The sequence below is a fragment of the Embleya sp. NPDC059237 genome, from assembly GCF_042754105.1.
Classification (GTDB): domain Bacteria; phylum Actinomycetota; class Actinomycetes; order Streptomycetales; family Streptomycetaceae; genus Embleya.
Window position 1 is genome coordinate 110,048 of the sequence record NZ_JBHZAE010000023.1, and the last position, 13,228, is coordinate 123,275.

Consider the following 13,228-nt stretch of genomic DNA (forward strand, 5'->3'; position numbering starts at 1 on the left):
GGATTCCTTCTTTCACGAGTGCGACGGTGGAACGGGACCGGCGGGGTCAGGTGACCAGCAGGACGAGACCCACCACCGTGCCGACGACGATGACGAGGGTGCGCAGGATCGGGGCGGGGACCCGGCGGCCGACGTGGGCGCCGACCCGGCCGCCCGCCACCGAGCCGAGGGCGAGCAACAGGACGGGAAGCCAGGCGACTTCGGCGGTGAGCGCGAACAGCACGGCGGCCACGAGGTTGACCAGCGCCTGGAGGAGGTTCTTCAGGCCGTTGAGCCGGTTCAGGTCCTCGTCCAGCACGATCGCGAGCAGCGCGAGCAGCAACACGCCCTGCGCGGCGCCGAAGTAGCCGCCGTACACGCTCACCACGAACACCGCAGCGGGCAGGGCGACGCCGACGCCGGAGCCGGGCGTGCGGGACGCGGGAGGCGACGCGGCCGAGGATCCCGGCAGCACCGCCGGGACCACCGTGTTGGCCGTGCGGCGGGCGCGCAGGCGGGCGGACAACCACGGCTGTACGCCCATCAGCGCCGCGGCGAGCAGAACCAGTACGGGCACCACCGCTCGGAACGCGCCCGGTGGCAGGCCGAGCAGGAGCAGGCCGCCGGTCGCGCCGCCCAGCACGGCGGCGGCGGACAGCGGGAGCAACCGGTGCGCCTGGACGGCCAATTCGCGCCGGTAACCGAGGGTCCCGGCGATCGACCCCGGGGTGAGGCCGATCGTGTTGGAGACGTTGGCGACCACGGGCGGGTGCCCGAGGGCGAGCAGGACCGGGAAGGTGAGCAGCGAGCCGGAGCCGACGACGGTGTTGACCGTGCCCGCGCCGAGGCCCGCCGCCAGCACGAGCAGGGCCTCGGCGGGAGTCATCGGGCGCCGCCGGGGAGCAGGGTGACCTTGCCGAACGCGGCGCCGCTCTCCAGGCGCCGGTGGGCCGCGGCCGCGTCGGCGAGGGGGAACGTGCCGTCCTGTACCGGGGTCAGCTCCCGGTCCAGGCAGAACTCGACCATGGCCGCGAAGTCCGCGTCGCCGATCGAGCCCGCGCCGAGCAGGGTCAGCCCGCTGTGGAACGCGTGCGGGAGGTCGAAGCCCGCCTCGGTGCCGGTGGTGTCCCCGCAAAAGACCAGCCGGCCGCGCGGGCGCAGTGCGTGCAGCGACGCCTGGAACAGCGCCGGGCCGACGTGGTCGAGCACCAGGTCGACGCCGGCCCCGCCGGTCGCCGCGCGGGCCCGGGCGACCAGGTCCGAGGTGCGGTGGTCGATCAGCACGTCGGCACCGAGGTCGGCCATCCGATCCAGTTTGGCCCGGGAGCCGGAGGTGACCACGACGCGCGCCCCGAGTGCGCGGGCCAGTTGTACGGCGGCGATGCTCACCCCGCTGCCGGCGCCGTGCACCATCAGCGTCTCCCCCGCGCGCAGCCCGCCGCGCACGACCAGGCCCTGCCAGGCCATGCCGTACGCGGTGGGCAGCCCGGCGGCGGCCACGTGCGGCACGTGTGCCGGGATCACGTGGGTGCGCCCGGCGGGGACCACGATCGATTCGGCGTAGCCGCCGGACCGGTTCCCGCCGACCACGCGCAGCGCCCCGCACCACGCCTCGTCGCCGCGCCCACAGGCGGCGCAACTCCCGCAGTGCACAGCCGGGTTGATCAGCACCCGGTCGCCGACCCGGCGCTCGCGCACGCCGCCGCCGACGGCCAGGACGTCTCCCGCGACATCCATGCCGGGCACGTGCGGCAGCGTGAAGCCCGGCAGCAGCCCCGGGCCGCGCCGTTGCAGCAGGTCGAGGCGGTTGACCGCGGCGGCGCGCACCGCGACCAGCACCTCGCCCGGGCCCGGTTCGGGGTCGGGCAGGACCACCTGCTCCAGGATCTCCGGGCCGCCGTGGCCGCGGTGCCGCACCGCCCTCATACGATGCCCCGCACGAACGGCGCGCCCAATGCGGCCGGTTGGCGGTGCGTCTTGGCCAGGAACATCATCGCGAGCAGCGCCAGCAGATACGGCGCGGCGATCAGCAGTTGCGAGTTGAGATGCACGCCGAGCGCGGGCAGCGCGAGCCGCATCGCGTCGGCGGCGCCGAAGACCAGGCAGCCGGCCATGGTGCCGCGCAGCGTCCAGCCGCCGAAGATCACCGCCGCGATCACCACGAAGCCGCGACCGGCGGTCATGTTCTGGTTGAACGCGCCCACTTCGCCCACCGCGAGGTAGGCGCCGCCGAGTCCGGCCAGCACGCCGCACAGCAGCACGCTCTGCCGGCGCCTGCGGCGCACGTCGATCCCGGTGACGTCGGCCGACTGGGGGTTCTCCCCGGCGGCGCGCAACTCCAGCCCGAAGCGGCTGCGTTGCACCAGCCACCACACCAGCGGGATCAGCCCGACCAGCAGATAGGCGGGCCAGCGGTGGGCGAACAACACCGGTCCGAGCAGCGGCAGATCGGACAGGACCGGGACGTTCAGCGCGTCCACCTGATGCCCGGTCAGGTCGATCGAGTCGAGCAGGAAGCTGGTCAGGCCGAGCACGAGCGCGTTCAGGGCGAGCCCGACCACGTAGGTGTTGACCGACAGGCGGTGGCTGAACTCGGCGTGCACGAAGCCGATGACCAGGCCGGCCAGCATGCCGAAGACCAGGCCGAAGGACGCGGAACCGGTCATCGAGGCACCCCATACGGCGTTGAACGCGCCGCCGAGCATCATCGCCTCGACCGAGATGTTGATGGTGCCGGCGCGTTCCGCGATGTATTCGCCGCAGGCGGCGAACGCCAGCGGCACGGTGAGCCGGACCGAACTGGCCAGCACCATGGCGAGGTCGTCGATCATGGCATCCTCCCGGTCTCAGGCCGCGCCGGCGGTACGACGGCGTCGCACCTCGGCGTAGGCGGCGGGGAACACCGTGGCCAGCACCATCAGCGCGGTGACCACGGCGACGATGTAGCGCGGAACCCCGGTGGCGGACAGGAATCCACCGCCCGCGCGCAGCGCGCCGAAGAACAGCGCGACCGGCACGGCGAGCAGCGGCTTGTCCCGGGCGACGAGCGCGACGAGCAGTCCGTCGAAGCCGACGTTGTCGGCGAAGCCGTCCTGCATGCGGTGGCCGTTGCCGGTGAGCATCACGCCGCCGGCCAGGCCGGCGAACGCGCCGGAGGCGAGCAGCGCACCGCCGCCGACCAACACCGCGCCCACGCCGGCCCGATGCGCGGCCTTGGGGTTGAGCCCGAGCATGCGCAGCCGGAAGCCGAGGCGGGTGCGGACCAGGACCAGGGAGGTGCCCACGGCCAGCACCAGCGCGACGAAGATGCCCGCGCCGATATTGAAGTCGGGGTATTCGCCGATCCGGGGCAGCCAGACCGACTCGGCCAGCATGTCGGTCTGCGAGGTGGTGACCTGCCCCGCCACCGCCTTCTCGCGCAGCAGCGACGGGGAGTTGACCGCGTACGAGACGGCCTGGTTCGCGACGAAGATCAGCAGCAGCGTGCTGATCACCACCGCGACGCCGCGCCAGTAGAACAGCAGCGCGGCGATGCCGGCCCACAACGCGCCGCCGACGGCCGCGCCGAGCAGGGCCAGGGTCAGCACCAGCGGTCCCGGGCCCGGGGTGAACAGCGCGATCGCCGCGCCGACCGCGGCGCCGACCAGCAGTTGGCCCTCCTGGCCGATGTTGAAGATGCCCGCACGGGCGGCGATCACCGAGCCGACGGCGACCAGCAGCAGCGGTGCGGCCTGGTCGATGCTCTGCCCGATGGCCGCGCCGTCGGCCAGGCTCCCGTCGTACATCGCGTTCGCCGCGTCCCACGGGGACTGGCCGACCAGCGCGATCAGCAGGCCGGCCAGGGCCAGTGCGGTGGACAGCGAGAGCAGGTAGAGCAGCGGGGTGCCCAGGTCGGCGAGTCGGGGTCGGCGGCGCGCGTCGGGTTCGGGCTCCGCGACGGCGGGTGGTGGTTCGGAGATCAGCGTCCCGGTGGTCGACGTCATGCCGCCTGGCCTCCCATCATCAGGCCCAGTCGCTCGGTGTCGACGTCGGCGCGGTCCATCTCGCCGACGACGGCGCCCCGGTGGATCACCGCGACGCGGTGCGAGAGGGTGAGGATCTCGCCCAGTTCGGTGGACAGGAGCAGGACCGCGATGCCCTCCCGGGCGGCGGCGTGCAGCCGCTCGGTCATGTACTCGATGGCGCCGATGTCCAGGCCCCGGGTGGGCTGCGCGGCCACCAACACCCTGGGTTTGCCGGCGAGTTCGCGGGCAAGTACCACCTTTTGCTGGTTGCCGCCGGACAGTTGCCGCATCGGGGTGTCCGGCGAGGGGGTGGCGATCTCGAACTCCTCGATCAATCGCCGGGCCCGCTCGGCCATCCGGCGCCGGCTGAGCAGTCCCCGGCGGGTCACCGAGGACAGGTCGGCCATCATCAGGTTCTCCGCGACCGACATGTCGAGCACACAACCCGACACGTGTCGGTCCTCGGGCACCACGCCGACCCCGGCGGCATGCATCGCGCCGGGCCGGCCGGCGGCGACGGCCCTGCCGCACACCTCCACCCGGCCGGCGTCCAGCGGCAGCAGGCTGGAGAGCAGATCGCCCAGTGCCGCCTGGCCGTTGCCCTCGACACCCGCGATGCCCAGGATCTCCCCCGCGCGGACCTCCAGGCTCAGCCCGCGCAGGAGCGGGCGCCGGTCGGCGGCCCGGGCATGCGCGTCGTTGATCCGCAGGCGGACCTCGCCGGCCGCCGGACGCGGCTCGGGGGCGGGGGCCGCGGCTGGTTCCCGGACGTCCAACACCGCGGTGCCGCCGGTCGGTTCGCCGGTGCCGGGCTCGATCAGTGCGTCGAGCGCGCCGACCGCGGACGCGGCGGTCCACTTGGACAGTTCGCGCCCGACCATCTCCCGGGCCAGCGCCCGGACATCGGTGTCGGCGGTGGCCCGCCTGGCCACCACGCGCCCCTGGCGCATGATGGTGACCCGGTCGGTGGCGTGCACGATCTCGTCCAGCTTGTGGCTGATCAGGATCACCGCCTTGCCCTCGTCGGCGACCACCCGGCGCAGCACGGTGAACAGTTCGCGCGATTCCTCCAGGGTGAGTACCGAGGTCGGCTCGTCCAGGATCAGCACCCCGGGGTCGCGGCGCAGACACTTGACGATCTCGACCCGCTGCCGCTCGCCGGTGGACAGGTCCTCGACGTACGCGTCGGGGTCCACCCGCAGGCCGTAGCGGTCGCCGACCTCGCGCACCAGCGTGCGCGCCCGGTCCCGGTCGACCCGGCCGCGGTCGCCGAGCACCACGTTCTCCCACACGCTGAGCCGGTCCACCAGGCTGAAGTGCTGGTGCACCATCGAGATGCCGTGCGCCGCCGCGGCCGAGGGGTCGGCGATGGTGGTCTCGGTGCCGCGCAGCACGATCCGTCCGGTGTCCGGGACGACCAGGCCGAGCAGGATCTTCATCAACGTGCTCTTGCCCGCGCCGTTCTCGCCGAGCAGGCCGTGGATCTCCCCGGCCCGAACCCGCAGCGAGACGTCGTCGCAGGCGCGCACCGCGCCGAACCGCTTGCCGATGCCGAGCAGTTGCACGACGGGGACGGTGAGCACCGAGGCGGCGCCGGGGTGTTCGGCAGGCCCGTCCAGGGAGGGGGCCGCGGGCTCGGGTGTCGGTCGGGAGGCGGTCACGGCGGTGTCACTTGCCTGCGGCGACGGCCTCATCGACCTTCACCTTCCCGCTGCCGATGTCCTGGATCAGCGTCTGGAGCTGCTGCGCCTGGTCGCCGGTGGGCTTGCAGAGCTTGACGGTGGGGACCGGGTCCTTGCCCAGGTGCCACTCGCGGGCGACGCCCATCCGCAACGTGCCCTTTTTGAAGTCCTCCAGGGCGCCGGCGAAGTAGGCACCGGGGCTGAAGATCACCGAGATCGCGTACTGCGCGCCGGGCGTGCCGCAGCGGTCGGTGCCGGGGGTGAGCGCCGGGACGCCCTTCTCGTTGGCGAGTTGGGTGACCACGTCGGTGGCGCCGCCGAGGTAGGGGTAGATCACCTTGACGCCCTGGCTGATCTGCGCCTGGGCGGCTTCCTTGGCCTTGCCGGAGTCGTTGAAGTCGCCGGTGTAGGTCTGCACCATCTCGGCGTCGGGCACGACCTTTTTGATGCCGGCCTCGAACGCCTTGGCCACGTCGCGGGCGAACTGGAGGTCGGGGCCGGTGATGTAGCCGGCCTTCCTGCCGCCGTTCTCCTTGAGGACCAGTCCGGCGGCGTAACCGGCCACGTACAGCGCCTCGTTGATGTAGTCGAGCGACTGGGTGAACTCGGCAGTCTGGGTCACGCCCTGCCCGCCGCTGATGTACCAGGTGGTGCCCTTGCACTGGGGTTCCTTGGCGGCGCTGAGCGCGTCCTTGAGTTCGCTGGCGCCGATGGCGATCATGTCGACCTTCTGCCGACACAGGTTGCGCGCCTGCTGCACGGCGTTGGCCGGGTTGATCTTGTCGACCACCACCAGCTTCCAACCGTTCGCCGTGGCATAGGTGTTCGCCTCGTCGACGAAGCTCTGGTAGTAGCCCTTGTCCTTGGTGTCGCCGGGGCTCATCACCCCGATGACGACCTTCTTGTCCTTGTTCACGTCGGGTTCGTTGGCGGGGAGGGTGCCGGCGCCGGGGGCACCGGCCGAGGCGGGCGCCCCGGCGGGGGTGGTGGAGGACGAGGAGGAACCGCCGCCACAGGCGGTGAGGAGCAGTCCCGGTATGATGACCGAGGCCGCGATGACTCGAACCATGTTCTTCATCGGAAGGTCTCCAGACGAATCAGGGCGCGTTGGTTCGACACGGACCGACGGGTACGCGGCGATCCGGGCGGGCACGGTGGGCGTGCCGTTGCCGGGTGTGCGGCCGCGGGCCGGGGTGGGATGTCGGTCCGGCGGAGGAACCCGTTCCGGTTGCGCGGGGAAATCCGGCCCGGAAGCGGGTGGGGGTCGGTGCGCGGTGCCTGCGGCGAGCGCAACCGTCCGACAGTGGTGGGGTGTTGCGGTGGTACGGGGACGTCGTGCGGGTGGCTCCGGGCGGGTGGGGCGTCAGCGGTACTCGTCGCGCGGCGGGGTGAAGATGTCCAGGATCCAGGTCTCGCCGTGCTCGGGGTCGCCGATGAACAGGCTGTCCCCGTGGTCGCAGCCCTTGGGCGCCCAGTAGACGTCGCCGGGGCCGAGCACCCGTCGCTCGTCCGAGTCGATCCGGAAGTCGAGCCTGCCCTTGAGCACCATGCCGTACTGCTCGTGGTCGGGATGGTCGTCGTAGGGGGTGGGGCCGCATCCCTCGCGGATCCGCCACAGGGTCAGCATCAATTCGTCGCCGGTGTAGACCCGGCGCCGGAATCCCGGCTTGACCTCGACGAACTCGGCGTCGTCGAAGGCCCAGACGCGTTGCGTGTCGCTCATCTCGATGCGGTCCTCTCCGGGTGGTGTGCACGGTCGTGGGGGAGGTGGCGGGCGAGCCGGCTCGGGTGGGGACCGCGCCGGGTCCGCCCGGGTGCCGTACCGGTTGCCGGTGTCGTGCCGGTGTCGTGCCGTTGCCGTACCGGTGCCGGTGCCGTGCCGGTGCCGGCCGGGTGTGGCTCGGCGCGGGTCTCGAACGGCGGGTCTAGAACATCCGGGCGGTCATCTGTCGTTCCACCTCGCCGAGGTGTTCGGCGGCTGCGTGGGCGGCGGCATCGGGGGCGCCGGCGGCGACCGCCTCGGCGATGCCGCGGTGCGAGCGGCAGGATTCGGCGATCACCTGACGGACCGCCTCGGCGTTGCCCTCGGCGGCCAGGAGCGAGGCGAAGTCGCCGGACGCGAATACCGCGTCGAGCACCTTCGCGTACAACTCGCGCAGCGTGGTGTTGCCACACGCGCGGGCCAGTGCCGCGTGGAAGCGGCGGTCCTGGCGGCGGAACGCCTCCAGGCTCATCGACGGGTCGAATCCGGCCGCCAGTTCGCCGATCTCGGCCCGCTGGTCGGGCTCGGCGCGCAGCGCGGCCAGTCGGGCGATGGCGACCTCGGTCACCTGGCGTACCTCGAACAGTTCGGACACGCGCAGCTTGCGGCCGTCGGCCGCGTCGAAGGAAACCCCGGGCAGCCGCTCGGCGACATGGAAGCGGTTGCCCCGCTTGACCAGGCAGCCCAGCGAGACCAGGCCCTGGATCGCCTCGCGCACCGAGGTGCGGGCCACCCCGAACTGCTCGCACAGCGTGCGTTCCGGGGGCAGTTGGGCGCCCGGTCGCAGGTCGCCCTCGCGCACGCTCGCCAGGAGCGCGTCGCGGACCTCCTCGGAGATCGTGCGGCGCGCGACCTTGGCGAACGGGATCCGCTCCCCCGGTGCCCGCAAGGGCACTACTCGCCCGCCAGGTGCGCGAACCGCTCGCGTTCGGCGTCCAGGTCCAGTGGGCGGATGATCGCCTCGTGTTCCTCGTCGCCCCAGTACTCGGGCGGGACCAGCCACATGACCTCGAATTCGAGGCCGTCGGGGTCCTTGGCGTACAGGCTCTTGTTGGCACCGTGGTCGCTCGCGCCGATCAACGCACCTGCGGTGGCGAGGCGTTGGCGGGCCTCGTCCAGGTCGTCGAGGGTGGGAACCTCCCACGCGATGTGGTACATCCCCACGGTGCGCCGACCGGCCTGGGACTCGCCGGCCTCGGCGCCGATGGTGAAGAACGCAATGTCGTGGTGGTTCTTCGACGCGGGGGCCCGCATGAAGACGTAGCTCCCGGGCGGGCCGTCGATGACGGTGACGAAATCCAGCACCTCGTTGTAGAACCGGGCGGTCTTGTGCGCGTCGCGCACGTACAGCACCGCGTGGTTCATCCCGGTAACGGCCACGATCGGGCCTCCTCAGGGTGTGGGTCAGGCTGTTGGTCTGACAATCAGAAGGTATGAAGCTCGGTCAGGTGTGGTCATTGGTCCCCGAGCACAACCCGGCGCTTCACCCGCTGTGCACCTGGACGTTCACCGCCTTGGTGCGGGTGTAGGCGTCCACCCCGGTCCTGGCGAAGCCGCTGGCCCGGCGCGGCTCGCCGCGTCCGCCGTTCATGTCCGGCGCGAAGTGACAGTTCACATTGACCTCGCCGCAGTCCAGCGCGTCCGCGAATCGGAACGCACGTTCGATGTCCCGGGTGAATACGGTGCCGTTGAGGCCGTACCGCGTCCCGTTGGCCAGCGCCACCGCCTCCGCCTCGTCGGCGAACGACATCGCGGCGAGCACCGGCCCGAACACCTCCTCCTGTTCCACCTCGCACCCGCGCCGAACCCGACCGAGCACGGTCGGCGCGACATAGCTCTGCGGCAGGCCGTCGGGCAGCATCGGTTTGCCGACCGCGGCGGCGTCCCCGGCGGCCAGGGCCCGGTCCACGAAGCCCCGGACCCGGTCGGCGTGGCGGGGGTTGATCAGGGGCCCGATGAAGGTGTCCGGATGCAGCGCGTCGCCCACCGGCAGGGACGCCGCGGCCGCCGCCACCGCCTCCACCACCCGCTCGTACACCGACTCCTGGACGAGCAGCCGACTGCCCGCGACGCACACCTCGCCCATGTTCACGAACGCGGCCATCATCGCCCAGCCGACCGCCTGGTCCAGGTCGGCGTCGTCGAACACCACCACCGGCGACTTGCCGCCCAGCTCCAGATGTACGGGGGTCAGGTTGCGCGCGGCGGCGGCCAGTACGTGCCGGCCGGTGTCGGTGCCGCCGGTCAGGCTGATCAGGTCGATCCTGGGATCGGTGATCAGCCGCTCGCCGACCGTGGCGCCGGGGCCGAGCACGATGTTCAGCACCCCGGCCGGCAGCCCCGCACCGGTCAGCAACCGGCCCAGCTCGACCAATGTGACCACCGCGTCGACCGGCGGTTTGGCCACGATCGAGCAGCCGGCCGCCAGCGCCGAGGCGATCCGCTGACTGCCCGTCATCAACGGGCCGTTCCACGGCAACAACTCGACCACCACGCCGGCCGGCTCGCCGAGCCGCAGGGTCAGCAGGTCCGGGCCGCCGCCGGGCAACAACTCGGGCGGGAAGGACGAGCGCCGCACGTCGCCGTGCGCGGTGCGACAGATCGCCGCGGCGTAGGAGAACGCGTTGGCCGCCTCGTAGACGTCGTTCGTCAACGCCCCCGAGACCGCCTTGCCGGTGTCCATCGCCTCCAGGGCCGCCAGTCGGGGCGCGTCCGCGCGGATCGCCGCGGCCACCGCCTCCAGCACCTCCGCCTTGCGCGGCCCCGGCATGCGGCGCCACACTCCGGCGTCGAAACTGCTGCGCGCCGCGACGATCGCCGCCTCGACCTCGGCGTCGGTCGCCGCCAGCCAGGACGCCGGGTGCCCGCCCGTGGAGGGGTCGACCACCGGCCGCGCCTCGCCGTCGAAGGATTCCCGGCCGGCGATCAACTGCGGGTACGGATCCGAGCGCAGCCAATCGGCACGTATGCGCGGCTCGCCGGTGCTGGTGTCGTCGGTCATGTGGGCAACTCCCTCGACGCGGTGGATGGGCCCCGGCCGGTCCGGTAGGCCCGGTGGGTCCCGGTGAGCCCTGGCGGGTCCCAGCGGGCCCATGGGTCCGGGCGGGTCCCGGCGGGTCCGCCGGAGCGGCGCGAGCCGTGTCGGGCACCGCAACCTGGAAGCCTCGCCCGACACGGCACCGGGCCAGGTTTTCCCTCGTCGGCCTGTGCTCGCATTGTGTTCCCGGCATGGACTGGGCGCACTTGATTGTGCTCCGGGCCACGATGCCGGCGGCCGGCGCCGGGCCTAGTGTCCCCAGACATGGCGACTGCGCAGGTGAAAGCAACATGAGCGGCCCCGGGCCGGCCCGGCCGGAGCTGCTGGTCGCGGGCGGTGACGTGGTCACCATGAACCCGCGCCGCGAGGTGCTGCTCGGCGGCGCGGTCGCCGTCGCCGGGGAGCGCATCGTGGCCGTCGGCGCCACGTCCGATTTGCGCGCCCGCTGGCCGGGCACCCCCGAACTGGACGCGAGCGACTGCGTCGTCACCCCCGGCCTGGTCAACGCCCACCTGCACCAGACCGGCGACCCGCTGGCCCGCGCACGCATCCCCGACGACCTGCCGCCGGGTGCCTCCGTCGACACCTGGGCGGTGCCGCTGCACGCGGCGCACCTGCCCGCCGACGACGAACTGTCCGCACTGCTGTCCGGCGTGGAGAGCCTGCGCAACGGGGTGACCACCGTGATCGAGGCGGGCACCGTGGCGCACCCGGAGCGGGTGGCCGCCGCGATGCACGAGGTGGGCATCCGGGGCGGGATCGGCGCCTGGGGGTGGGACGTGCCCGGCGCGCCGTTCGCCGCGCCGGCCGGCGAGGTGCTGGACCGGCTCGCCGCGCTGGTCGACGCCCACCCGGCCGGCGGCCGGGTCGAGGGATGGGTCACGCTGGTCGGGCACGGCCTGGCCTCCGACGAACTGCTCGCCGGCGCCGCCGCGTTGGCCCGTACGAGCGGCGCCCGGATGACGATGCACCTGTCCCCCTCCGGCGCCGACCCCGAGGACTACCTGCGCCGCACCGGCCGCCGGCCCGCGCTGCACCTGGCCTCGCTCGACGTGCTCGGACCGCATCTGCTGCTCGCCCACGCGGTGTGGCTGGACGACGCCGAGGTCGAGGCGCTGCTCGCCACCCGCACGGCGGTCGCCTACTGCCCGTGGGCGTATCTGCGCCTGGGCCAGGGCGTCACCCGCGCCGGCCGGCATGCCGAACTGCTGCGCCGCGGCGGGCGGATCGCGCTCGGGACGGACGCGGCCAACGCCGCCGACGCGGCCGACCTGCTGCGTACCGCCGCGCTCGCGGTGGGGCTGGCCAAGGACATGGCGCTCGACCCCACCGGACCGGGTGCCGCCGAGGCGCTGGAGTTGGCCACCATCGGCGGCGCCGAGGCGATCGGCATGGCCGACCGGATCGGCTCGCTGGAGCCCGGCAAATACGCCGACCTGGTGGTGCACGACGCCACCGGCCCGCAGTGGACCCCGCGCGGCGATGTCGCGCAGCAGTTGGTGTGGTCCGCCGACGGGCGTTCGGTGCGCGACGTGCTGGTCGGCGGCCGGATCGTGGTGCGCGACCACGCGTGCGTCGAGGTGGACGAGCGTGCCCTGCGTACCGCCGCCGCGCACGCCTCCGAGGCGCTGCTCGCCCGGGCGGGTGTGCCGCTGCGTGCGCGCTGGCCGACCCTGCGGGCGTACTGAACGCCTTCCCCGCTGTTTTTCCGCCGCAGTCTTCCCGCGAAGTCGAGGAGCCCCCATGCGAGTTGCCGTTGTCACCGCGCCCGAGCAGGTCGACCTGCGCGAGGAGCCGGTCCCCGAGGTCGGCCCCGACGACGTGCTGGTGCGCGTCGGCCGTACCGGCATGTGCACCATGGAGCGCCGGCTCTACCTGGGCACCAAGCCGATCTACCCGGTCGCCCCCGGCCACGAGGTGGCGGGCGAGGTGGTCGCGGTGGGCGCCGCCGTGGCCGGGCTGCCCGGGGTCGCGGCGGTCGGCGATACGGTCACCGTCGACCTGCTCACCCGCTGCGGCACCTGTACCTCGTGCCGGCGCGGACGCAGTGCGCTGTGCAAGCAGCCGCAGGGCGGCGCGCTCGCGGACGGGACCATCTCGATGGGCGCCGGCTTCGCCGAGTTCGTCAAGGTCAAGGCGCTCCAGGCGTATCGCACCGGCTCGGCGCCGATCGCGCACGCCGCGATGGGCGAACCGCTGGCCTGTGTGGCACATTCGGCCCGGCTCGGCGGACTGCGCGCGGGCGATCGGGTCGCGGTGATCGGTGCCGGGTTCATGGGCCGCCTGCACCTGGCCCTGGCCCGGTTCAAGGGCGCCGCGTCGGTCGGCCTGATCGACATCAGCGAGGAACGCCTGGCCGAGGCCCGCGCGGCCGGCGCGGACTGGACGAGCACCCCGGAGCAGGCCGTCGAGACCGGCGGCCGGCAGGACGTCGTGTTCGTCACCGCCGGCGCCCCGGGCGCCCTGGAGGGCGCGCTGTCCCTGTGCGACGACGGCGGCACGGTGGTGCTGTTCGGCGCCTTCCCCAAGGAGGTGCTCGCCGGGGTCGGGCCGGACCTGATCCACCATCACGAACTGAGCATCGTCGGCGTGTACAGCCAGGAGCCGCAGGACTGGACCGAGGCCGCCGCGATCATCGGCTCCGGCCGGCTGGCGGCCGACCTGGACGCGCTGGTCACCGCCACCTATCCGCTCGCCGATGTGGACGCGGCCTTCCGGCTGGCCGCGAAGTCGCCCGTCTACCGTGTCCTCGTGGGCGGTTGAG

Annotated in this window: 12 protein-coding genes; 2 read left to right on the forward strand and 10 right to left on the reverse strand. The window is 73.0% G+C overall.

What is annotated here, in order from left to right:
* Positions 1 to 46: 46 nt before the first annotated feature.
* From ACFXKZ_RS45375 to ACFXKZ_RS45420, 10 genes are all read right to left on the reverse strand, one after another.
* Positions 47 to 865 carry a sulfite exporter TauE/SafE family protein gene (locus ACFXKZ_RS45375; protein WP_380011762.1) on the reverse strand — a complete coding sequence of 273 codons (819 nt, stop codon included), beginning with the start codon at positions 863 to 865 and terminating at the stop codon, positions 47 to 49.
* Positions 862 to 1,905 carry a zinc-binding dehydrogenase gene (locus ACFXKZ_RS45380; RefSeq protein ID WP_380011765.1) on the reverse strand — a complete coding sequence of 348 codons (1,044 nt, stop codon included), beginning with the start codon at positions 1,903 to 1,905 and terminating at the stop codon, positions 862 to 864. Before ACFXKZ_RS45380 ends, ACFXKZ_RS45375 begins: the two co-directional genes overlap by 4 nt.
* Positions 1,902 to 2,810: an ABC transporter permease gene (locus ACFXKZ_RS45385; RefSeq protein WP_380011768.1), complete on the reverse strand. Its 909-nt coding sequence runs from the start codon at positions 2,808 to 2,810 to the stop codon at positions 1,902 to 1,904. Before ACFXKZ_RS45385 ends, ACFXKZ_RS45380 begins: the two co-directional genes overlap by 4 nt.
* A 15-nt stretch (positions 2,811 to 2,825) precedes the next feature.
* Positions 2,826 to 3,962 carry an ABC transporter permease gene (locus tag ACFXKZ_RS45390; protein ID WP_380011771.1) on the reverse strand — a complete coding sequence of 379 codons (1,137 nt, stop codon included), beginning with the start codon at positions 3,960 to 3,962 and terminating at the stop codon, positions 2,826 to 2,828.
* Positions 3,959 to 5,644, reverse strand: a complete 1,686-nt coding sequence (locus ACFXKZ_RS45395) for an ABC transporter ATP-binding protein (protein WP_380011774.1) — start codon at positions 5,642 to 5,644, stop codon at positions 3,959 to 3,961. Before ACFXKZ_RS45395 ends, ACFXKZ_RS45390 begins: the two co-directional genes overlap by 4 nt.
* 7 nt (positions 5,645 to 5,651) lie before the next feature.
* Entirely contained in the window at positions 5,652 to 6,734 is a 1,083-nt protein-coding gene (locus ACFXKZ_RS45400; protein WP_380011777.1) for a BMP family ABC transporter substrate-binding protein, read from the reverse strand.
* 294 nt (positions 6,735 to 7,028) lie between these two features.
* The gene (locus ACFXKZ_RS45405) at positions 7,029 to 7,388 is read right to left on the reverse strand and encodes a cupin domain-containing protein (protein WP_380011780.1); all 360 of its coding nucleotides are present in this window, start codon (positions 7,386 to 7,388) and stop codon (positions 7,029 to 7,031) included.
* 202 nt (positions 7,389 to 7,590) lie between these two features.
* On the reverse strand, positions 7,591 to 8,316 hold the full coding sequence (locus tag ACFXKZ_RS45410) for a FadR/GntR family transcriptional regulator (protein WP_380011783.1): 726 nt from the start codon (positions 8,314 to 8,316) through the stop codon (positions 7,591 to 7,593).
* A gap of 5 nt (positions 8,317 to 8,321) precedes the next feature.
* The gene (locus ACFXKZ_RS45415) at positions 8,322 to 8,807 is read right to left on the reverse strand and encodes a VOC family protein (RefSeq protein ID WP_380011786.1); all 486 of its coding nucleotides are present in this window, start codon (positions 8,805 to 8,807) and stop codon (positions 8,322 to 8,324) included.
* A gap of 103 nt (positions 8,808 to 8,910) precedes the next feature.
* Positions 8,911 to 10,428 carry an aldehyde dehydrogenase family protein gene (locus tag ACFXKZ_RS45420; protein WP_380011789.1) on the reverse strand — a complete coding sequence of 506 codons (1,518 nt, stop codon included), beginning with the start codon at positions 10,426 to 10,428 and terminating at the stop codon, positions 8,911 to 8,913.
* A 326-nt stretch (positions 10,429 to 10,754) separates the two neighbouring features.
* Here ACFXKZ_RS45420 and ACFXKZ_RS45425 point away from each other — a divergent pair, with 326 nt between their 5' ends.
* The gene (locus ACFXKZ_RS45425; RefSeq protein ID WP_380011792.1) at positions 10,755 to 12,152 is read left to right on the forward strand and encodes an amidohydrolase family protein; all 1,398 of its coding nucleotides are present in this window, start codon (positions 10,755 to 10,757) and stop codon (positions 12,150 to 12,152) included.
* 55 nt (positions 12,153 to 12,207) lie between these two features.
* Positions 12,208 to 13,227 carry a zinc-binding dehydrogenase gene (locus ACFXKZ_RS45430; protein WP_380011795.1) on the forward strand — a complete coding sequence of 340 codons (1,020 nt, stop codon included), beginning with the start codon at positions 12,208 to 12,210 and terminating at the stop codon, positions 13,225 to 13,227.
* Position 13,228: the final 1 nt, after the last annotated feature.